At 41.1% G+C, this 22,601-nt stretch carries 20 protein-coding genes and 1 other annotated feature; of the genes, 4 read left to right on the forward strand and 16 right to left on the reverse strand.

Translation table 11 applies throughout. The features are described from left to right. Positions 1-31 precede the first annotated feature (31 nt). Positions 32-1,309 (reverse strand): acetyl-CoA hydrolase/transferase family protein, encoded by a 1,278-nt coding sequence (locus BMX30_RS12930; RefSeq protein WP_090746169.1) that lies wholly within the window; start codon positions 1,307-1,309, stop codon positions 32-34. Between the two features lie 306 nt (positions 1,310-1,615). On the opposite strand from BMX30_RS12930, the gene BMX30_RS12935 reads away from it, so the two are divergent. Further along, positions 1,616-3,304 carry a multicopper oxidase family protein gene (locus BMX30_RS12935; RefSeq protein ID WP_090746172.1) on the forward strand — a complete coding sequence of 563 codons (1,689 nt, stop codon included), beginning with the start codon at positions 1,616-1,618 and terminating at the stop codon, positions 3,302-3,304. Between the two features lie 101 nt (positions 3,305-3,405). On the opposite strand, the gene BMX30_RS12940 is transcribed toward BMX30_RS12935, so the two are convergent. Both BMX30_RS12940 and BMX30_RS12945 read right to left on the reverse strand, forming a co-directional pair. After that, complete coding sequence (locus tag BMX30_RS12940; RefSeq protein WP_090746175.1) at positions 3,406-3,699, reverse strand: hypothetical protein; 294 nt, start codon at positions 3,697-3,699, stop codon at positions 3,406-3,408. Positions 3,700-3,955: 256 nt separating this feature from the next. Beyond that, positions 3,956-4,912, reverse strand: coding sequence for a calcium/sodium antiporter (locus tag BMX30_RS12945; protein ID WP_090746178.1), 957 nt, complete (start codon positions 4,910-4,912; stop codon positions 3,956-3,958). A 315-nt stretch (positions 4,913-5,227) separates the two neighbouring features. On the opposite strand from BMX30_RS12945, the gene BMX30_RS12950 reads away from it, so the two are divergent. Then, positions 5,228-6,460, forward strand: coding sequence for an esterase/lipase family protein (locus BMX30_RS12950; RefSeq protein WP_170843880.1), 1,233 nt, complete (start codon positions 5,228-5,230; stop codon positions 6,458-6,460). 146 nt (positions 6,461-6,606) lie between these two features. Here BMX30_RS12950 and BMX30_RS12955 read toward each other — a convergent pair whose 3' ends face one another. From BMX30_RS12955 to BMX30_RS12975, 5 genes are all read right to left on the reverse strand, one after another. After that, a complete protein-coding gene (locus tag BMX30_RS12955) occupies positions 6,607-6,864 on the reverse strand; it encodes a hypothetical protein (RefSeq protein WP_090746182.1) in 258 nt (85 codons plus the stop codon). Between the two features lie 310 nt (positions 6,865-7,174). After that, the gene (locus BMX30_RS12960) at positions 7,175-7,675 is read right to left on the reverse strand and encodes a GreA/GreB family elongation factor (protein WP_090746185.1); all 501 of its coding nucleotides are present in this window, start codon (positions 7,673-7,675) and stop codon (positions 7,175-7,177) included. A 488-nt stretch (positions 7,676-8,163) separates the two neighbouring features. Beyond that, positions 8,164-9,417 carry a tyrosine--tRNA ligase gene (gene tyrS / locus BMX30_RS12965; protein WP_090746188.1) on the reverse strand — a complete coding sequence of 418 codons (1,254 nt, stop codon included), beginning with the start codon at positions 9,415-9,417 and terminating at the stop codon, positions 8,164-8,166. Positions 9,418-9,461: 44 nt separating this feature from the next. Beyond that, positions 9,462-9,681, reverse strand: a binding site (T-box leader). 4 nt (positions 9,682-9,685) lie between these two features. Continuing rightward, the gene (locus BMX30_RS12970) at positions 9,686-10,198 is read right to left on the reverse strand and encodes a MarR family transcriptional regulator (protein WP_090746190.1); all 513 of its coding nucleotides are present in this window, start codon (positions 10,196-10,198) and stop codon (positions 9,686-9,688) included. 504 nt (positions 10,199-10,702) lie between these two features. After that, a complete protein-coding gene (locus BMX30_RS12975) occupies positions 10,703-11,710 on the reverse strand; it encodes a S8 family peptidase (RefSeq protein WP_090746193.1) in 1,008 nt (335 codons plus the stop codon). A 746-nt stretch (positions 11,711-12,456) separates the two neighbouring features. Here BMX30_RS12975 and BMX30_RS12985 point away from each other — a divergent pair. Further along, positions 12,457-15,516 (forward strand): efflux RND transporter permease subunit, encoded by a 3,060-nt coding sequence (locus tag BMX30_RS12985; protein WP_090746199.1) that lies wholly within the window; start codon positions 12,457-12,459, stop codon positions 15,514-15,516. Positions 15,517-15,739: 223 nt separating this feature from the next. On the opposite strand, the gene BMX30_RS12990 is transcribed toward BMX30_RS12985, so the two are convergent. The 4 genes from BMX30_RS12990 to BMX30_RS13005 are packed head-to-tail and all read right to left on the reverse strand — an operon-like array spanning position 15,740 to position 17,816. Then, positions 15,740-16,501, reverse strand: a complete 762-nt coding sequence (locus tag BMX30_RS12990) for an STAS domain-containing protein (RefSeq protein ID WP_090746202.1) — start codon at positions 16,499-16,501, stop codon at positions 15,740-15,742. Continuing rightward, positions 16,494-17,150, reverse strand: a complete 657-nt coding sequence (locus BMX30_RS12995; protein ID WP_090746205.1) for a cobalamin B12-binding domain-containing protein — start codon at positions 17,148-17,150, stop codon at positions 16,494-16,496. Before BMX30_RS12995 ends, BMX30_RS12990 begins: the two co-directional genes overlap by 8 nt. 13 nt (positions 17,151-17,163) lie before the next feature. Beyond that, positions 17,164-17,514, reverse strand: coding sequence for a hypothetical protein (locus tag BMX30_RS13000; protein WP_090746207.1), 351 nt, complete (start codon positions 17,512-17,514; stop codon positions 17,164-17,166). Next, positions 17,511-17,816, reverse strand: a complete 306-nt coding sequence (locus BMX30_RS13005; RefSeq protein WP_090746210.1) for an antibiotic biosynthesis monooxygenase family protein — start codon at positions 17,814-17,816, stop codon at positions 17,511-17,513. Before BMX30_RS13005 ends, BMX30_RS13000 begins: the two co-directional genes overlap by 4 nt. A 564-nt stretch (positions 17,817-18,380) precedes the next feature. On the opposite strand from BMX30_RS13005, the gene BMX30_RS13010 reads away from it, so the two are divergent. After that, positions 18,381-19,556 (forward strand): LL-diaminopimelate aminotransferase, encoded by a 1,176-nt coding sequence (locus BMX30_RS13010; RefSeq protein WP_090746213.1) that lies wholly within the window; start codon positions 18,381-18,383, stop codon positions 19,554-19,556. A gap of 107 nt (positions 19,557-19,663) precedes the next feature. On the opposite strand, the gene gerQ is transcribed toward BMX30_RS13010, so the two are convergent. From gerQ to BMX30_RS13030, 4 genes are all read right to left on the reverse strand, one after another. Beyond that, positions 19,664-20,122 carry a spore coat protein GerQ gene (gene gerQ, locus BMX30_RS13015; RefSeq protein ID WP_090746216.1) on the reverse strand — a complete coding sequence of 153 codons (459 nt, stop codon included), beginning with the start codon at positions 20,120-20,122 and terminating at the stop codon, positions 19,664-19,666. A 21-nt stretch (positions 20,123-20,143) separates the two neighbouring features. After that, positions 20,144-20,620, reverse strand: a complete 477-nt coding sequence (locus tag BMX30_RS13020) for a cell wall hydrolase (RefSeq protein ID WP_090746219.1) — start codon at positions 20,618-20,620, stop codon at positions 20,144-20,146. A gap of 280 nt (positions 20,621-20,900) precedes the next feature. Continuing rightward, entirely contained in the window at positions 20,901-21,608 is a 708-nt protein-coding gene (locus BMX30_RS13025) for a DNA alkylation repair protein (RefSeq protein WP_090746222.1), read from the reverse strand. A gap of 252 nt (positions 21,609-21,860) precedes the next feature. Then, positions 21,861-22,544: a peptidylprolyl isomerase gene (locus BMX30_RS13030; protein ID WP_090746226.1), complete on the reverse strand. Its 684-nt coding sequence runs from the start codon at positions 22,542-22,544 to the stop codon at positions 21,861-21,863. Positions 22,545-22,601: the final 57 nt, after the last annotated feature.

The following is a 22,601-nucleotide window of genomic DNA, read 5'->3' on the forward strand; positions in this document are numbered from 1 at the left end:
TGCACTGTTCGCCTTTTCAGTTAAAAAAGCGTTAAATTAACAATCCCATTTTTTTCACGTCAAATAATAGTTCTTCCCGAAACTTCGGATGAGCGAGGCTGATTAAAGACTGTGTTCGTTGTGACAGACTTTGGCCCTTGAGTTGGGTGATGCCATACTCGGTGACAATATAATCGACATCATTCTTGGAAGTGGTCACAACAGAACCTGGGGTTAAAATCGGTTTGATTCTTGAAACGCTCCCATTCTTTGCGGTGGAATGCATGCAAATAAAGCCTTTGCCATTTTTCGAAAACTGGACGCCTGTACCAAAGTCTACTTGTCCACCTGTTGAGCTATAATAGCGTCCGGCCGCCGTTTCTGAAGCACATTGTCCATAGAAATCAACTTCGGTTGTCGCGTTAATCGAAACCATCTTGTCTTCTTTGGCAATCGTCCGGGGATCATTTACATAATCAACCGAAAGCATTTCGAGCTCTTTATTCTCATTCATAAAATCATATAGCTCCTGTGATCCTAGCGCAAAGGTCGCGACCATTTTGCCCACATGCGTGTTCTTCTTCGCTCCCGTAATCACCCCTGCTTGATAAAGGTCCTTAACTCCGTCCGTTAACATTTCTGTATGAATCCCTAAATCTTTATGCCCCTTCAAAAGACTAACAACCGCATTTGGGATTCCGCCGATGCCGACTTGAAGGGTTGAACCATTATCGATTCGCTCAGCAATAAACTCGGCAATTTTTTTATCGGTATCAGTAATCTCGGCGTTTTTCAGTTCAACTAAAGGATGATTATGCCGAACATAACCTAAAATTTGTGAAACGTGAACGAGATTATCTCCGTATGTCCTTGGCATATGTTCATTGACTTGTAGAATAACAGGAATTTTCCCAATGAAATAAGATGCATAGTCTGCTTGCGTGCCAAGTGAAAAATACCCATCACCATTCATAGGCGACGCCTGACAGACAAGAATCGGTTGCTTCGTTGTCTTTTCTAGCAATCTAGGCATTGTATGAAAGTGATTAGGAATTAACTCACACGTTCCATTCAAAAAAGCTTTTCGCGCAAAGCTCCCCATAAAATAAGATTGATAGCCGATATGCGGGTAGGAACCATGCATGTACCTTCTGTCTCTTAGCTCTAGCATTTGATGAATGCGTAATGAGGCAAATTGTTGTGGGTTTTCATCGATGAGAGACAAAATCAAATCAGGTTCTCCGTTTCCAATCGGAATAATCAAATCAGAATCATTTGGGATCAATGATAAAACTTCTTGAATCGTCTTTTCTTTCAGTTGTTCACTCATGAAGGTTCTCCTTACGGCCACAGATTTTAATGTTTTTCTAAAATATTCAATTATTAAAATTTTATCATTTTTTTGTCAGTAAGCAAAGGGACGGTTCTAATGCTTCTAAACAAGAAAAAATAACGGCCCCCGCCCCGTACTTGTATTAGAAACACAATCCTTCGTTAATAAGAATTGCTTATTGGTTCACTAGGCTAATTTACTTAGAGGAACTCGCCAAAATCAAATTCCACACTTGTCCGTTGCCAATGGTAATAATTGGAATACCATAAAATATGTACAAAATTTTAGAAAGGTGTGATTTTTATGGACATGTTTGTCAATCCATCGGATCCAAATACGATTCCAAAATTTGTTGACGAACTGAAAAAGCCCTCTGTGGCAGAGCCTAAATGGAAAAGGAAGTCAAAAGGAAAGTTTAAATCGAAGTCTAAGTCGGCTTATTCAGAGGACTCTTATTATGAACTCGAGATGAGGGAGGCAGAGCATAGGTTTCATCGGCATTTTCCAAAAACCAAGGTTTGGGGCTACGACGGAATGGTACCTGGGCCGACCATTGAAGCACAAAAAGATAAAACCACTTATGTGAAATATATAAATCATTTGCCCAAAAAGCACTTCCTCCCTATCGATTATACGCTACACAGTGCCAGCGACTCCCCTGAGGTGCGGTCTGTGGTTCATCTACACGGGGCAAACGTAGATTGGGAAAGCGACGGCCATCCAGAGGCTTGGTATACCCAAGACTATGCTTTTACAGGACCTAAATTCAAAAGAAAAGTACACGAATACACCAATCATCAACCAGGAACTACCTTATGGTACCACGATCATACGATGGGAATTACAAGACTAAACGTCTATTCTGGACTCGCAGGTTTTTACTTGTTAAGAGATTCTCTCGAAGAAAGGCTAGAATTGCCCAAAGGCAAATACGAAATCCCATTAATGATACAAGATAAATCCTTTAATGAAGATGGCTCCCTTTTTTATCCGGATTCTCCTCCATTCCCGGTCCCAGTCCAACCCTCGATAACGCCATTTTTTGCCGGAAATACCATTTGTGTAAATGGGAAAGTATGGCCGTATTTGAGCGTGGAGCCAAGAAAGTATCGATTCCGGATTCTCAACGCTTCTAACCGAAGAGGCTATGTTTTAGGTCTATCCAATGGACAACCGATGCTTCAAATTGGAACAGATGGAGGTTTTCTTGCTAGTCCTAATGAAATTCATTCTGTTGAGCTATTGCCCGCAGAAAGAACAGATGTGATTATTGATTTTTCAGGTTTAATGGGGCAGAAAATTACCTTAATTAACTCCGATACAGATTTCCAAGACGAGCACACCAATGTCATCATGCAGTTTAAGGTAAATCAGCCTTTATGCGGAGAGGATACAAGCCAGATTCCAACCGAACTCGCTCCATCAATGGACGTACACGAAGGTCATGCCCATACGATTCGGAATCTGCCGTTAACAGCTAGCACTGATTCATACGGAAGACCCATGCTTCTTTTAAATGAACGTATGTACCACGACCCTGCGACTGAAAAACCTTCTCTTGATAGTATTGAAGTTTGGAATTTTATTAATGCAACGAATCTTCCTCATCCAATCCACGTGCATTTAATTCAGTTTAAAATCCTTGAACGGCGACCATTTAATGTAGAACGCTTTCAAAATGAAGGGATCCTGGAATTTACAGGAGACCCTGTGGAGCCGAGAGATTATGAGCGAGGCTGGAAGGATACTGTGAAGGCTGATATAGGCATGGTGACAAAGATTATCATGCATTGGAAGGAACATAAAGGCAATTATATTTGGCATTGCCATTTCCTTGAACATGAAGACCATGACATGATGAGACCGATCACCATCATTGATGACGCCCATCCTGTTCAACCACCACATGCAGACGAACAACATGAAGATGGCGCGACAAATGAAAGCAATACTTCTGTTACACCGGAAAATGATAGCAATGAAAAGGCTTAGGTCACTTGACCGATAATCACTTACAGAAATGAATAAGTTTAGCGAACAGTGACATTAGGCGCTGTTCGGTACATATTTTACTTAAAGGTAAATGATCTTTCCTAGGTAAGCAATCCTTGCTCTTTCCATAAGTCGAAATACTTTTGATAACCCATTTCTCCCGCTGACATTGTATATTCTATATCTTCGAATTTGAAAGTATGAGACCCCGACAAGGCTTCATAGCTTGGATTCCCCAGTACATCTCCGAAGAGCACTTCAAATGTATTCACATCCACTGAATTTGTTGTTCCATTCTCTTGAGATTCAAGCAGAATGAAATCAACTTCTCCTTGTTCAGTACGCCCCTTAAACATCAAACCTGCTTTTTTCAATGCAAAATATAGTGTATTCATCCTTCATCACTGCTCCCTGCAAATGCGCTAATTGAACTATACATCTCCAATCATCCTTTTAACCTTCCAGCTTGTTTGTAGATGTTTTTAAAATTTGTCCATACTGATCAAGATAAATGTCAAAGTAAGTATCATCGAATCAAGATGCTTCCATGTTTAGATCCAGTAGTACCAAGTAATCTAACCGATTGATTCATAAAAAAGCAGTCTAATTAAAAGGTTAATTAGACTGCCTAAAATAATCAGCTAAACAGGTTTAGTTACGGAAGATAATATAAACAAGGTAAACAATATAAATGGTGGCCAATATCGCTCCTTCAAGCTTGGAAATTTTGTACTGGCTTCTTGAAAAGATCAACAACAAACATGTCAGAATGACCATCAGCCACATGTCTAGAAAGATTTTAGAGTCTACCGATAAAGGGTAGATGGTTGCAGAAGCGCCAAGTACGAAAAAGATATTAAAAATATTACTACCGACAATATTCCCCAAAGCAATCTCACTCTGCTTCTTAAGGGCTGCTGTTATAGAGGTCACTAATTCCGGTAGCGATGTACCGACAGCGACAATCGTCAATCCAACTAGCGTTTCACTCATGCCAAGTGAGAGAGCAATCTGTGTGCTGTTATCAACGACAAGGTCACCGCCAAAAACAACCGCAGCTAGACCCCCGATGGTGAATACGAGATTTTTCCCTAAAGAAACGTTTTCTGTGCCAGGTGGAACCTCGTCCATCTGGCTTCGATTATTCCTTGCCATTTCAAAAACATAATAGAGGAAAACAGCAAAGAATAACAGTAAAACGAGACCTTCTGTTCGTGTAATTAAATTGAGCTCTGCTTGTTGAAGTTGCATATCACTAATAAGTAGCAATAACGCTAGAGAAGCCAATAAGGCAAACGGAATTTCTTTCCTTACAGTGTCGCTATGAACGGTAAGTGGGAACACAATGGCTGTAACGCCCAGAATAAACGTAATATTAAAAATATTGCTTCCGACTACATTCCCGATGGCCACTTCACTGCTTCCTTCAAGTGCAGCTATAATACTGACTGTAGCTTCCGGTGCGCTCGTTCCAAAAGCGACAATCGTTAACCCAATCAACAACGGGGAAACTCTCATCAGCTGCGCTAGTTTTGAAGCGCCCTCAACAAAATAATCCGCCCCTTTAATTAAAAGCACAAATCCTAATAGGAGTAAAACATAAGTCATGACCAATCCACCTTTCCACTACTTACCTTCACATTTACAAACGTTTTTTTTCATCCTTTGCCTTTTCACGCAAAACTATTCAAAGGGACGGTTCTTCTGCTTCCTAGATGAAGCAAAACACCTACTCATGCAACGAGATTGTCCTTGTCGATCTTGTTGTTAAAATCCTAACGCCGATTATAACCTAAGAACGGTATTTAGTACATTCATTTAATGGGCAAATTCACCTCACTTAGTATTCATTGGCAGGTATTTAAACCGCAAATGGCGAATAGAAAGCTTGGGTTTTTCTGATGAAAATAAGGGGGTTTTCGCTTGGTAGTCTCTTCTTGCTTTGCAAACGCTTTATCTTTATCTAGTTTATGGACTTTGCCTCTTGCTTCTAAAGGGAAAACAATCGGAAATGACTATCCTCTCGTGCTCGTTCATGGGTTGACTGGCTGGGGACGAGATGAAATGGGAGGAATTAAATATTGGGGTGGCTTGAAAGACATCGAAGAGGACTTAAATGAAACGGGCCACCGCACCTATACCGCCACTGTCGGCCCCGTATCAAGCAATTATGACCGCGCTGTTGAGCTTTATTATTACATTAAAGGTGGAAAAGTCGACTACGGGGCCGCACATGCTAAGAAATATGGTCACAACCGTTATGGACGAACCTACCCAGGGATTTATAGTCAATGGGATCGTAATCATAAGATTCATTTGGTTGGTCACAGCATGGGAGGTCAAACAGCAAGAACCCTTGTAGAGCTTCTTAAAAATGGAGCGGAGGAAGAAAGAAAACACTACCGCGAGCATCCCGAAGATGTCTTTTCTCCCTTATTCCAAGGCGGGAAAAACTGGGTTCATAGTGTGACAACACTTGGTACGCCTCATAATGGCTCAACATTCGCAGATGAACAGCGGCTTGCTCCACTACTTCAAGAAATGGTCCTTCAAGGGGCTAGTGTATCCGGAGCGAAGATGGAAGCACTCACCTACGATTATAAGCTTGATCATTGGGGGCTTAAGCGTCATCCAAGAGAATCGTTTCTAACCTATGCAGAACGAGTTAGAGATAGTTCGATTTGGGAAAGTGAGGATATCAGCCTTCATGACCTGACGACTTGGGGTGCAGCGAAAATCAATCAGTGGGTCAAAACCCACCGGGATGTTTATTATTTTTCTTACACGGGAAAAGCCACTTACCAGGATCGATTGACGGGACGTTCTATCCCAAGACTTTCGATGAACCCATTAATGAGAAGCTCCAGTCTCTATATCGGGTCCTATAAGCGAACTAGCCCCGAACCGAACATTGATGAAAGATGGTGGCCAAATGATGGAGTTGTCAGTGTCATCTCAGCTCAATATCCGTTTGGGCATCCTTATAAGCGATATGATGGAAACGTGCAAAAAGGAGTTTGGAACCACTTTCCTGTTCATTCAGGCTGGGACCATTTTGACCTTATCGGAATCGGAAGCGCCGATAATATTGGGCTGAAGGACCTTAATCGCCTATATTATGAGCTTGCCTGCAACCTTCACCATTTACCAAAATAAAATGACTCGAACGCTTACGGAACTTAGTACCGTTCGCGAAACGAAACCAGGCTCTCCTCCAATTGGAAAGAGAGCCCGTCAAACTATTATTTCAATCAATTAATATAAGATAAAAGAATTAATTCTTTAAAAGGATAGCAACTCAGTTAATTACACTTTTTTACGATGTAAATTAATTGTTTTGAGTCTGGGATAGCATACGATCCTCCATCATTTCGATGAATGAATGTTTCGATTTTATTCTTTACTAAATAGCGGGATGAAATATCACCTTCATGAAAGGAAGCAGTGTCTTCACTTAATACAAGTGCATCTTTGCGATTGTTCATGAGGGTGGCAAGATCTCTAGTTGTGTAAATGGTTCCCTTTTCCAAATCAAGCAGTTCATTCTCTATAGATTCCATCGCTTTTTCCCTCCTTTTAGTTTAAATAATTCGCTCAACAGAGGGAAAATTCCTGCATCTTTTTAAAATAAAAGGCTGTTTTCGTAAAGAGTGTTGTTAAAATCCTAAAGCCTATTTTAACGCAGGAAAAGCTATTTGGTGCGATTAAAAATAGTTTGCAAGCTCTTTTCTCATAAAACGAAAGCTACTTTTCAATGACAACCTAGCTATCATGTTCCATTTAGGCTCCGATAGCAACAAAGTTTGAGAAAAGAGCCAAATAAAAACAAACACAATTAGGTTACCTTCTTAAAAAAATCAACTTACTTATTCAAAGAATCTCTACATCTTCCCATGTCCTATACATCTTTAAAACCCTGCATTTCACTTTTCCAGAAGGAACGGACATAATTGTTTCCTCGCCAATTTTTAAACCAATCAACTTCTTTGCAACTGGTGTATCATAGAAAATCTTGTTTTCCACTATATTCGATTCACCGTATCCGACAATTTCATATATTTCTTCTTCTGTAAAATCTGTATACTCAAACGAACATTTCACAATCGACCCAATATCGACTATTTCCGTATTACGCTCATCAAACTTAATCAATTCAGCTGTCTTATACGCATCTTGCATTTCCCGAATGCGTTCGTCTAACATTCGTTCATCTTGTTCTAATTTATGAAAATTAGGATTTGCGAACTTATCATCCCCGCAAGCATGATAAGCAGAATTTTTATCCATACGCACTTGCTTTAATTCTTGTTTCAAATTCGTTATTTGTTCACGAACCAATTGCTCTCCATTGGGTGTGATTTTTACCGACATAATACTCTCCTTTATTTACATACGATTTGCCTTCAACTCAAAAAATATTTCCAGCAAACAAAGTTCCAGCAAACCTGATGATTTGCAATAGTTAGTATTTCCTTCCCATACGCTGCATATAAAACATATTCAAAAATAGTCTTCAAGAATCTTTCATAAAACCTTTTTGCCATATTCAACTTATTTTTGTCCTTTGCGCTCAGGGTGACTAATTCTCATCATTTCAATTTTCTCCTCAATCATCCAAATTATCTTTATAGGTAGTTTTTTAGGTGAATTGAAAATCATATAACTTTCCAAAATAATGACCATCAATAAAACGAGAATAATAGATAAACTTGCGCGAAGTGCCTCGAACGGAAATCAAAACCACGTTAAAAGTGCCTTATTTAGAAAAGTTGTTTAGATAAATAGACAACAGTAGTAACCGTAATCAAGCTACATAATGTTGATAACAAAACAGCTTGTGCAGCATATTCTACAGTTCCTTACCTCTGTTTCTGTTTTAATTGAACAAATTTTCGTTTTCCAACCTGAATTACTAAGCCGTCAGTTATATGAATGATGAGCTGTGAATTTTCTATTTGTTCTCCATTTACTCTGACGCCTCTATTATCTATCATTCTTCTAGCTTCACTTTTTGAACTTAGCATATTTAATTCAACCAATAAGTCGGTAATTGGAATGTCCCCTTCACCCTTCCATTCAACGACGGGAATTTCATCTGGCATTGCCTTTTTTTGAAAAACAGAAATAAAATTCTGCTCCGCTTGTTCTGCTGCTACTTCTCCGTGGTACATACGAACAATCGTCTTTCCAAGTAACATTTTTGCATCTCTAGGATGTAACTCAGCTGTTTCCAACTGTTCTTTAATCGTTTGAATCTGTTCAGGTGTGAAATCGGTAATTAGATCGAAGTATTTACTCATTAACTCGTCTGGAATCGACATCGCTTTCCCGTACATTTCATTTGGACTTTCATCAATCCCGATGTAGTTTTTCTTCGACTTTGACATCTTCTCGACCCCATCAAGCCCCTCTAATAATGGCATTAGCAAGGCGACTTGCTTTTCTTTTCCAAACTTCTCTTGGAAGTGTCTCCCCATTAGAATATTAAAATACTGATCTGTCCCACCAAGTTCGATATCACATTCCAACTGAACTGAATCGTATCCTTGCATTAAAGGGTAAAAGAATTCATGCAGGGAAATCGGTTTTCCAAAAGCGATTCTCTCTTCAAAATCATCTCTTTCTAATAACCTAGCGACGGTGATTTTTCCAGCAAGTTGAATGACATCTTCAAAATTTAATTTTGACAACCATTTAGAGTTGTAATGCAACTCGACTTTTTCCATATCAATGACTTTCGCAAATTGTTCAAAGTAGGTGTTCGCATTATGTTTTACTTCTTCATCCGTTAATTGCTTCCTAGCCACAGATTTTCCTGTTGGGTCGCCAATTTTCCCAGTAAAATCGCCAATAATCAATTGGATGATATGACCATTCTCTTGAAATTGTCTCATTTTGTTTAGAACCACCGTATGTCCAAGGTGGACATCTGGAGCCGAGGGATCTAATCCTAACTTAATCTTTAGAGGTTTATTCTCTAAAATCGATTTTACTAATTTATTTTCTAACTCCTCGGTTGGAATGATTTCCTTGACCCCTTGGCTGTAAATCCTCATTTGTCTGTTTACTTCTATTTTTTGATCATTAGTCAATTGTTCCATTATTTGCTTCATCTCTTTTCCCTCCTAAAAATAACAAAAAAACCACATCCCTCCAAAAAAGGGACGTGGTTTAACTTTTGCACGCGGTACCACCCTTATTGAAGGACATGGTCCTTCCACTCAACGATTAACGGCTCGTCCGTTCCCTGCTACTAAAGTTCACAAAGAAAGCTCAAGGAATGTAATTCGTGTTATCTATGTATCGGTTTGCACCAACCACCGACTCTCTGTTCACAGGGAGATAACGACTACTAGGTTTCCTGTCATTGCAGTTGCGATATTAAAACTGATTATCTCGAATCACCGTTCGAAGTAATTTCGTCATGTTTCTTTGCTCACCGGTGGACAAACCAGAGACAAGTTCTACTTCCCCTTTATGGAATCGGGGATAAAGGGCCTCCATCACTTGCTTTCCCTTCTCAGTTAAGGCCACATAAGTGGTTCTTCTATCTCTACTGTCCGTTTTTCGATAACACAAGTCTTTTTTTTCAAGAGTTTTGGTTATATTACTGACAGTAGCTTTTGATACAGCCGAAGACTCAGCTAATTTCTTCGTCTCGACTGACTCCCAAATCCACAGATCGTAAAGCATGGAAAACGCCGTCCATGACAATCCATATTCAGATAAGACTTCCTGTTCCATTTTGTTTCTTAAACCCTGCGCCACACGATATAGGTTCGTCACAACAGAAATTGCATCTAAATTGAGAGAATCAATCGGGATTTTAGTTAGTCGATTCAGCGTATCTATTTCTTCAGGAAGCAGTTCTCCTTGATCATTAAATGAATGAATAAGAATCCCCCCATTATTATTTTCTGAATCATTAGCTATGAAACGATATTAGCAAAAATGATTCACGAAAGCAAGAGAGCATAATAAAATAATTTTTACCAAACTGTGTTTTTATATTAGGCGTATTTGCATCCCCTCGGCTTGTTAAACTCTTAAAACAACTAGATTAGGTTGCGTTTAAACTCAACCTTGAGATAAAGAAAAAACTCGCCAAATCGGAGAGTTTTTTCATTGTCTATAATATTCCTTTTTCTCCCTTTTCTTTTTTTGTTGTCGGGAACAATAGATAACTAACTGAAATTAGAAAATCAATGGCTAGAATGATAGACCATGTCCGCACTTATCCATCAATTTAGTTGATAACTAAGTCTATCTATATATAATTCACCGATTATCATTTAATTCCTTCTGAACGAATAAAAGACGCCCAATACAAGCGTTTCAAGCATCTTGTATCGAGCGTCTTGATTATTATCTATTCATAGAATATATAATTGTGTTACCTCACCCCAAAAACTTAGTTTCCAAAGACACCAAACCTGTTACTCCTGCTTCCAACTTGAAGCGTTCTTTTAATTCATCTACTAAGTTTAGCATCAGAAGCCCATTCCCTTCCGAGCTTTTGCGGAAACCTAGCGGAACGGTTCGTCTGATGAGCTGGGCATAAATTTCTGTTTCAGTCAGTGGCCTATTAAACTCTTTTTCACTAAAATTGACTAATAAAGCTAAAGCACCAGCTACATGCGGAGCCGCCATTGATGTGCCAGATAGTTTGGCATATTTATTGTCTGGATACGTTGACAACACCTCTACACCAGGGGCGACAAGGTCGATTTCATCATGAGTATTCGTAAAAGGAGCAAGCGATAAATCAACGCTAACAGCCCCTACCGAAATGACTTCATTATAGGCTCCAGGATAGGCGTACTCATAGGTTTCTTCATACCCATCCCCCTCATTTCCCGCAGCAACAACAACGGAGATTTCATGTTGTATAGCCTTCTGGATCGCGTAATGCAGTTCTGGCACATCTGTCGGTCCTCCGAGTGACATGCATATCACACGTACACGTTCATCATTCGGGCCACTCCAATCCACCGCATAGTTGATCGCCTCAATAATCCATTCATAATCGCCAGCCCCTTCGCCGGTTAAAGCTTTTAAACTTAAAATCTGAGCTTTCGGAGCGACACCTGCGACCCCTTGTTGATTCAAACTAGCCGCAATCGTACCAGACACATGCGTCCCATGGCCGTTGTTGTCTTCAAAAATATCTGGATTGCCCTGGTAATCAGATGTGAAATTTCTTCCACCAATGATTCGGTCCTTTAGATCCTGATGATTGGTATCGATACCAGTATCAATCACGGCGACGACAACACCTTCTCCTTGGTTACTTTCCTTCCATAATGCTGGAGCTTGTACCAACTGAACTCCCACTGGCGTTTCATTTGTGTTTTCAAAAACTGACTGAATCGTATACGGGATTAACTTAACTTGATTTTGTACCATTAAGATCCTCCTTGTGATTATGATTCCGATGGTCCACATGCTTTGCTTTCACAAAGAACATTTGTTCTAATATTATTATACCAAATATTCCTATTTAAAGCATAGATACATAGACTTATTTTTTGAATTGTTACACGGGTGTGTTTGGATTCCGCTTTAAGCACTCTACTTTACGAACAGCAGGCATGCCGGGAGTCCCTTCGGCGCTTTATCAAAATGATAACTAGAAGAAAACCAACTAGAAACCATCTTCATAAGCCTGATGATGATGAAAAGAGGAGGAACCCAGCAAGAACCCCCCCCACCAACATCTAAAGAGGTCCTGCTGGCCTTTCCTACCAAAAGTCGAGGGGCATTCCCAATCATCTTTTAGTAGAGCTATGAAAAATATAAACTCTTCCTCCACTTGCTATATAGAAGAAAGAAATCAAAAGAGACAAGGTAAGACGTTTGCATGTCTCATCCCCCTCTTTGTGCATTTCAACCCCAAGACCCTCCTCAGCCTTAAGACCTACATAAATATCTGCCTTTAGTTCGTTATCGAGAATGACTATTCAGGATAAGCTGAAAAAGTGCTGTAGAGAATGTTCATTTGATGCAGATTTGCTTGTCCGTTATAAAGAAATATTTTTACGCAATCCCGCTTTTTACTGGTTATTTTTTCCTATAATAAGTGTATAATTATTTTCGGGAATCATTCAAAACATTCTTACAGCAGAAATCTAAGAAGATTGAAGGGGATTTTTATGGGTCTGTTAAGGTTTATTGTCGAAAGAAAGATTCTTGTTGGGTTGATGGTGGTATTGGTGATGTTGATTGGCACCAATGCGGTTTTCAACCTCGATAAGGAGCTCATGCCATCCGTAACGATGGATGGTGGTTTCGTTGAAATCAATGCTGGAGAAATGGCAGCAATTGAAGTCGAACGAACGATTACCACACCGCTCGAGCAGAAAATTCAAGGAATAGATGGAGTCGAAAGCATTGACTCGACCACCACTGTTGGCCGGGCAAATCTCCAAATGACGTTTGAAAGTGGCAAAGGCGATGAGGTTTTCAAAGAGGTTGAGCGAGTCGTCAATGCCGCTAGTTCCGAGAACGCTGCCATCAAGGATGTTCAATCCTTCCAGAGCGGCGGCACTCAGAGCTATGAGTTTTACATGGATGTTTCTGGGAAAAACATGCAAGAAATTACCAGCTTTGCGAAGAACATCCTTGCACCCCGACTCGAGGAACTCCCGGAAGTGAGGGATGTGGCCCTTGTCGGAGCACTAGAGCATGAAGTTTCCATCGAACTCAACCGCGAGGAATTGACGAAAAATGGGCTTGATGCTTCTCAAGTGATCGGTGCAATCCAGCAGGTCAATCAGGAAGCGACGCTTGGTGAATTAAGTCAGGATGCTGACTCTCCTTCCCTGCGCTGGAATACGAAGCTCGAGAGTGTCAAGGATGTCGAGAACATCAACATACCGGTACCAAATGGAGGATTTATTGCCTTAAAAGAGGTTGCAAATGTTACGCTCCAACCCGTTGAAACCTCGTCCTTTGTCTGGAAAAACGGAACGAAGGACTTTATCTTTGTTCAGGTTGGCCGTGTTGCTGATGTGACGCAAATTGAAATGGCGGAAAGTGTTCGGGCAGAAATCGAAAACATTCGCGGCGAAGGATTAATTGAAGGATTTGAATTGAATGAGATGGTTGCCCAAGCGGACTATGTCAAAGAATCCATTGACGGCGTGACCAGTAATATTTTAATCGGCGGCGCAATTGCCATTAGCATCCTACTTCTATTTTTACGAAATATTCGAGCCACTTTCATCATCGGACTATCCATTCCTACCTCAGTGCTACTCACCTTTGCCACGATGTGGACTCTTGATTACAGCTTAAATATTCTCACCCTTATTGGACTTGGCCTTGGAATCGGGATGATGGTCGATTCAGCCATTGTTATCCTGGAATCCATCTATCATAAAAAAGAACAAGGATTAACGAAGCTTGACGCGGTGATCCTAGGAACGAAGGACGTTTCTACCGCCGTTATTGCCTCGATGCTGACCACCATCGTCGTGTTCTTGCCGATTGGCTTGCTTGGCGGTGACATGGGCAAGTTTATGATCATGCTTTCTGCGGTTGTAGCGATTACGCTGATTAGCTCGGTGCTCGTTTCGTTTACACTCATTCCTTCTCTATCTGAGAAATTTCTAAAACTGCGGAATGTAAAGAAACAAACAAAAGAGGGCCCAATGATTCACGCCTACAGCTCGGTTGTCGCTTGGACGATTAAAAAGAAACGCCACAGCCTAGCGGTGATTGCCCTATTCATCCTAATGTTTGGCGGATCGTTGGCATTGGTTACGAAAATCCCGATGACAATTATGCCAGATGTTTTTAACCGCTATGCCGAATTAATGGTGAATCTAGAGACTGGATTGACTCTTGAGAAAAAAGAAGAAGTTGTTGAAGAGATCAATGGAGCCCTTGCCAGTGTAAAAGACGTGGAAACGAATTATATCATGGATAATGGCGGCATGATGTACACAATTATTAATATGACAAAGGACGATGAGATAACGCGCGATCAAAAAGAAGTAAATGATGAGATTTTTAAAGTCCTACGCGATTTGGAAGAATCGCAGCCGATTGAAAGTGTCGCTAGTGCGATGACGGGCGGCGGCGGCTATCCAGTTCAAATCAATATCAAAGGCGAGGAGTTTGAAGCGCTTCAAACGACTGCGGATGACTTTGTACGTGAGTTAGAAGCAATTGACGGCATTGTTGGCGTGACGAATTCAATTGAGCGTACGTCTCCTGAAGAAGTGGTTGAGTTAAAGCAAGATGCGATTGAAGAACCTGGATTATCACCTTTACAAATTCGGTCGTTCATTGAACAAAGCTTCCTGCAGATGCCTGTTGGCGAAATGACCATCCCTGACGAAACCGTTCCGCTAGCTGTTAAATGGGCGGAGGCAACCGATTCGAAGTCTTCCCTGCTTGATTTAAAGGTACCAACACCTGAAGGCGAGAAACCTCTTTCTACTTTTATCAGCTTGGAGAATGTTCATGCTCCAAATGAAATCAATCACACCGATGGCGAGCGCTTCTTGTCGATCTCAGCTGATATCGAAGGAAAAGATTTAGGAGCGATTAATCGTGAAGTTCAGAAACTGATTGAGGATTTTGAGGCTCCTGTTGGCTATACGGTTTCTGTCGCAGGCGACCTTGAGCAGCAACAAGAACTAATAAAGGATATGATTTTCATCCTTGCGATTGCGATTTTCCTTGTATACCTAGTTATGGCTGTTCAATTCAATCATCTTGGTCACCCGTTGATTGTGATGTCAATCATTCCGATGACCATGGTTGGTGTCATCCTCGGTCTGTTCCTGACGCAGCGTGAATTAAGCTTGATGTCGGGCATGGGAATTGTCATGCTAATCGGGATTGTCTTAAATAATGCGATTTTACTGATTGACCGCACGAACGCATTACGCAAAGAAGGCTACACTGTACCAGATGCCCTTGTGGAAGCCGGCAAAAACCGAATTCGGCCGATTTTCATGACGACACTCACAACCGTTGGCGGAATGCTGCCGTTGGCTCTTGCTTCCGGTACCTCTGGGAATTACCAGGCACCAATGGCAACGGTCATCATTTCAGGTCTACTGTTTGCGACCTTTATTACCTTGCTGCTGATTCCAGCCGTATACCGCCTCTTCACCACCACCAGCTTTTCATTTAGGTGGAAGAAGAAGAAAAAAGCGGGTACAAAAGAGATAGAAGAAAATCCAGCTCCAATAAATTAAACACCCCGCAGACACTATCATTTCCGATGGTGTCTGCCGTTGTTTTCAGAAGTTTAAACCACAGAAACATCATTTCATGCCATCAAATGTATTGATTCATTAGCGGGGGGCATGTCTTATTAGGTTAAGAGCTACTTCCCTAAAAAGTACAATATACGACCACTATCTTTTCACATAAAAAAATAGCCTAGCAATCACGTGCGATTGCTAGGCTATTTTTCTTTCACTGATCATCTATATTCACGTTCTTCTTTATCGCGTTAATGAGTCGATTGATAAAGGTGGCTTGGATTCCATTTGTTGCGTGATGAATGGTCGTTGCATGCTGTGGATGGACACCGGTAATAATGGATTGTGCACCAATGAGTTTCAGCTGCCCAATGAGCCTATTAAATTCATCGATTCCCGCTTTTTCGACCTTCCCGATCCCATTAAAATCAAAAATAATGAAATCATAATCACCCTCGGATGCTTCGCGTGTGAATTTTTCAGCGTTTTGCTGAATGAGTTGTTCGTCGAGATCCCCAAAAAGGGGAATAAGCGCAGCTTTTTTCGAGAGTTTGATAAAGGGCCCAGATAAATCACGAATGCTTTTAAGCGATTCTTGCAATTGTTCTTTTTTCTCAAATAATTCAAAGTCTGTATCCGCTAACCGTTGGCGCTGGATTTCAACCATTTTGATAAGGGAATTTAGACTCTCGTCTTTCTCGATACAGATGATGTACCCTTTCCCATCCTTCCAGTTTATCCGCACGGTAAATAAGGCTTGAGGAGAATTGATCGAACACATGATAATCTCCCCCTCGGGAGATGAATTTCGTCCTGATAATAATTTCCTTGCCTTGTCTTCACTTTCACTGTCAACTAGATCTAAAAAAGCAGGGACCGGGCGGAATAAGCTTAGAGCTTCGTTCGAGTACTCAAGGATGGATAACTCTTCATCCACGACAAAACAGGGATAAGGAAGATATTGGATGTTAGACATGGTTCCCCTCCCCACAAGCTAATGGCAGCCATTTCTGAAGGCCTGCCAATTCTTCAATCACAGTCGTTGCATCCGTAGCGAATTGATTGAAAGGGGATTTTGAAACCAATCTTCCGCCTAAAAGAACCTCCGGACGGTGTTCCAGTTGCTCCAGGCTGTTTATGTAATCGGAAACCTGGTTTGCAGCATATAACGTTGTAAAAGACATTCCAATGAGATCTGGCTTCCATTTTCTCGCCATGTTTGTCACATATTCTAAAGGGAGGTTCTGACCTAAGAACCTTGTTTCCCACCCATCTTCCTGAAAAAGTAGGGAAACCATTTTAATGCCTAAAAAATGTTGCTCTTCTTCGAGGCAAAAAAACATCGCCTTCTTCTGAATTGGAGCGGTTTTCCTCATTTGTTGCTTATGAAAAAAATAGCGAGTTAATAAAAAATCACATGTGGCACTCGCCAAATGCTCATCCGCTACTTTAATTTTGTTTTCCTCCCAGAGCTTGCCTATGTATATAAGTGAGTTGGTCACTAAATTTTGATAAATATCGAGACTACTTTTACCTTTTCCCACTTCTGATAGAAGCATTTCCCACGCTTTATCTTGATTTCCACCAAGGAGATGGTCGGTAAAAGTGTAGATCTGGCTATTCATCGGTACATCCCCTTTACTTATTTTCTAGTGCGTGGATTGCTGCTTTTAAGAATGAGATATACCCGGTTTGATCGGGATCTGTCACGTTCGCAAGCGCGGACTCAATCCGTCGAAAATTATCAATTAAATGGGCAGTTTGCATCCCTCTTGAAGTTAAAATCTGATTCAGCCAAAGTGCATAGTCGATAAACAACTCTACATTATTCATCTCCAAAGCAATCTTGAGTTGCTTAAAATGATGTTGGTTATCTTCTCTACATTTGTTCTTCCCCGCTTCTCCGTACTTTGTTAATAATTCTGGAAAATCGTTATAAATTCCTTCTGTCACTTCATCTATAATGTTGCTTACGATACTTATATTCATCGAGCCACCACTTGATACTTCCTGACCTTTGGAATGATCGAGGCTAATTCTTGGTCAGGGTAGTTTTTTTCCATATCATGGACTTTTTTAAAGGCATTGCTCGTCGCCCAGTTTAAATAATCATCCTTCGTTTCCCACTCTAATTGCACCGTTAATTCTCCTGGCTTCTTTTCATTCTGAAGAAGTTGAAACGAAAGGAATCCTTTAAAGTCATCCACCATTTTAGACCTTTTCTGATAAATCGCAATGACTTCCTCCGCCTTCTCAGGAGGCACATCAAAAGTTGAATGCACAATATACATAAAATCCCCCTCTTCTAATCTAGTAGTATCATACACTAACAACCAATGGGGAAGCAAAGGGACGGTTCTTCTGCTTCCTTCCTCAACTGATTACAAGGAACCGAGCAAAAGTAAAGGTTTTTTAGGGAGAAATCCGTCTATCATGGTGAAACAGAAGGTCCAGCTCGGAACCAAAAAACTACTTCAAGAATGTTAGGTGCCCGCACAAAATTATATAAAAGTATGAAATGGGGACGGTTCTTCTGCTTCCTGCACCATGCTGGGTACGAGTAAACCATCAAAAGTTTAGTAGTTATTTATTGGGAGGTGGATGAATACGAGACCAGCTTATGCTAGAGAACTCCCCAATTCATTACGCGCTGGATTACGAATATCTCCCCCCTCAAAAATAATACTAAACTTATTTAAGATTTGGTAAAATGAACTACATATCAATCAAGGTCCCTTTCAATCTATCTATTTCAGTTTATTCAGACTATTAACCCCTAGCTCTTTGATACTACTATGAACCTATATTCTAGGAACGGCAAACATACTATACTAAATGGCAAGGAGAGATTTCATTTGAAGATTGCACTATCTGAGAAAATGAATGATTTTAAAACGTTAATCTTTAGCGAACTAGCAAATTATAAGAAACAAAAGCTACTAGAAGGAAAAGAGATCATTGACCTTAGCATCGGGAGTCCCGACCTACCACCTCCTCCATTTGTCATCGAGGAATTACAGAAAAATGTTCAAGACCCTTCTCAGTATGGCTATTCGTTAACCGGAACCGCTGCTCTTCATCAGGCGATTGGTGACTATTATCATCGCCAATTTGATGTTTCCCTTCATACTGATAAGGACGTAGTCGTGGTGATGGGCTCTCAGGATGGAATTGTCCATTTACCGATGGTCCTGACGAATCCGGGCGATACCATCCTTGTCCCTGATCCAGGGTATACCGCTTATGATGCCGGCCTTTCCTTAGCTGGTGCCATTCCGTACAAAATGCCATTGAAAGAAGAAAATCATTTTTTGCCTGATTTGGACAAAATCCCTCTCGAGATCAGAGAAAAAGCCAAGCTGATGATTCTCAACTTTCCAGGAAATCCCGTACCGACCTTAGCGACAAAGAAATTTTTCGAGAAAGTCGTTCAGTTCGCAAACAAACATCAGATTCTTGTGATCCATGATTTTGCTTATTCAGAGCTTTATTATGAGGAAAAGCCGATTAGCTTTTTATCCATCGAAGGAGCAAAAGAAGTCGGAGTGGAGTTTAATTCTCTCTCCAAAAGCTTTAATATGGCCGGCTGTCGAATTGGTTACATTGTCGGCAATGAACAGATTATTACCGGGATGAACCGTTTAAAGTCGAATCTTGACTATGGGGTTTTTTTACCAATTCAAAAAGCGGCGATTGCCGCATTAACCCATTCGGCTTCATTTAGCAAAGATCTGCGAAGCATCTATAAAGAACGAAGAGATCTTCTCATAAACGGCTTAAATGAATTAGGATGGGCAGTACCATCACCGAAGGCGTCGATGTTTGTTTGGGCAAAGGTCCCCGCGCCCTATACGTCCACCGATTTTGCTTATAAATTAATCGATGAGGCGGGAATTGTCGTTACGCCCGGAAATGCTTTTGGAAAAGAAGGCGAAGGCTATGTAAGAATTGCCCTTACACAGAATGTTGAGGTGTTAGAAAAGGCAATCTCAAAGCTGAAGGAACTGAATTGCTTTCCTGTTAAAAAATAATGAAAAAGGTGTATCCTCTTTGCCCTCGAGTGTTTAGGGCGAGCAAGGGGGATACACCTTTTTTAATCTGATGGAACTTTCCATCTAACACGATTGCTTTTTAGTTCTCACTCCGTTGTCGTCATAGACGCCTGGATCCCAGGATTAATTTCCGCTTCAGGATAGTTGATTTGTTCGTCGAATTCAACCCAGTCTAGATTTGCCATCAACAGGAGATAACGTTTCCCAGTGGATGGGTCGCTGATAATGATGTGGTCACGACCGGCCGTTTCGACGCGCCCGCGGTAAACCATTGAACTCCATCTGTTATTCCCTTGGTAAGTATAGTAAAATGTACCGACCTTACCTTTGTTGAAACGGAGGATATTTTCGATAAAAGATTCTTCCACTCTCCCTGTTGGAAGTTGCTGGCCAGTCCCCATTGGAACCACTGGAGTGGCATAAGTGGGTCCAGAATACCCGTTCGCCGGAGAGCCAGGTTGTTGTGGTACAGCCCGCATCATGGAAGCTGGATCAAAACCAGGATAATAATTCATTGGATAAAAACTTGAGTTTCCACAAGTCATGAGAAGCAACTCCTTTTTCATTTAACTATAAAACTCTGGGCAATAGCCCGGTACGGCGACATAAAAACAATGGTTTTTATGCGCAAAGTCGTACACCGTCATGGGGGATCTTGGCATTGTGGGGGTACAAGGAGCGCGGTATCTCTTCCCAGGACTGGGGTTGAAAAACCACAAATTCCTGCTGGCCCGAGGTTCCCTATGACCCTGCAACAGATTCCTTGCCCGTTGGAGGTCCTCCTCTGTGGGTCGTTGTGTATACAGTGCACCATTTAAGACGGGCTCAAAGTGAGGGATTCCAGTTCCAGGTATGGTCTGATAAATCGCATGCCTAATATTGCGTAAATTTTTAAAATCAGGATCACAGTTTGCCTCGACCCGATTGGCCACAACCGTTCCTACCATGTTCATCCCTTGAGCTCCTTCACCGATCCCTTCGGCCAGCATAAGCCTCGCCAACTCCTCGACATCACGTTCCGTATGCCTTATACGCTTACCCATTTTCTCACCCCTTTCGGCTTATACAAGTAACTTATTGTCTTAACCTATATTTGGTAACTTGCCTATCCGCCCAAATCCATGAAGTGCAGTGTAAAGAAAGAAAATCATGCCATTTGATCCAAGCTCGTTCGGTAGAACTAGATTGCATTTAAGTTTAAAACAAAAAAATGTGTCCCCCACAACACTTGAGCTTTAGGGCAAGTGTTGTGAGGGACACAACTTTTTTATCCGGATTTTTTAAAATTTCCACGCGGAGAATTCTAGTGTTTATGTATTCTCGTTAACAAATACAGGTTTTGCGCTTCATGCCTACTCGATCTTTCTCTTCGATTTTCTGGATATATGTGGAGGCGAGCGGGACCTTGCAAGCTGTATTCCCGACGTCGACATTTACTTTTCCAATCTCATCGGCCACCTGTTTCGCTTCCTCCGTTAATTCTTTCACATAGGAGCCAACCGAAATGACAAACCCGTTCATCACATAACGTACCCGGTTCCGTTCCTGATGGACCGTGGTCTTCACTTGATTTAACAAGGCTTTTATTTCAGCTACGTCTAGGTTTTCATCCGGTGTAATTGAAACATAGTTCGCATAGGTACTCCAGCCGCAAACAGCTAGCATTTCTTTGTCTGATTTCATCCATTCTCTTGCCAATTCAAGCGCATAATTACTCTCAGCAGCTACCTGAGCAACAGTGTATTCAGCTAACATATACCAATAGGCTTTGTCTGCCCAATTCTGTAAGGTTTCCTTTGAAATAAGCTTTGGATTGACGGAGAGACCGGCCAGATACATCGCATCATGATGTCCGGAATCATATAATTTCATGACTAAATCTTGATCCTTTTTAACATGCTTGACAAGCTTTTTTAAATCCCCAATTTTTACTCCAAAAAAGGGCTCTTCTACCCCGTGATTTGTATAAATTTGCTTTGTCTGTTCGGAACCTAACTCCCTTAACTTATCCATGATTTCTTCATAGGACATGAACGACTTCCTCCTAATCTTTCTTTTTAAGGCTTGTTGATTTCATTTCAGTCTTAAATATTATCTACCACTGACCTGGACGTATATACCAGATGTTACGTTTAACACGAACCCACGTTGGATAATTCTATGTTGGTATCTATGATTCCTTGTTTACCTAGGTTTTTTTAGGTACCTTACTAGCAAACCTATATGAAACTCAATTTGCATATACAAAAATGCCTCCCCTAGCCGGTAAGGAGAGGCACATTCTTATTGAATTTTTGGTTCAGGATAATCGTATCCTTTTGTATCAACTACGACCGTTTTTATTTTTTGATCCTCTAACGGCATGTCCATGCTGTCGCGTTCAACCGATACAATGGCATCAGCGGTTTCCATTCCTTCGATGACCTTTCCGAAGGCTGCATACTCTCCATCAAGATGAGATGCTTCGTTCACCATGATAAAAAACTGTGAACTTGCAGAGTTTGGATCGTTCGTTCTAGCCATAGAAATCACCCCGCGCTCATGGGTAACGGTGTTTTGTTCAAATCCATTTGAACTGAACTCCCCCGCGATTGTGTAATCAGGTCCACCAGTACCGGTTCCATCCGGGTCTCCCCCTTGAATCATGAAGTCAGGTATAACCCGATGAAAAATCAGGCCATCATAAAAACCTTCTTCAACCAAAGAGATAAAGTTTGCGACCGTATTAGGAGCTGCTTCTGGAAACAACTCAAGAACGATTTCTTGGCCATCTTCCATCGTCATCGTCACAACTGGACGCTCTTGAACATCCGAAGGGTATTCCGTTGTTTCAATGGTTTCGTTCGTCTTGTTTTCACTCGTCTTGCCTTCTTCTTCCTTTTCTGCGCCGCCGCACCCAGCTAAAATAAACATCAATCCAGCGATGGCCACCAACAGAAACCCAAATGCTTTTTTATGTAGCTTCATATCCTTACTCCTTTCGAGCATGGGGACGGTTCTTCTGCTTCCTTTCGGAAGCAGAAG

The organism is Mesobacillus persicus, assembly GCF_900109925.1.
GTDB classification, from domain to species: domain Bacteria; phylum Bacillota; class Bacilli; order Bacillales; family Cytobacillaceae; genus Mesobacillus_B; species Mesobacillus_B persicus.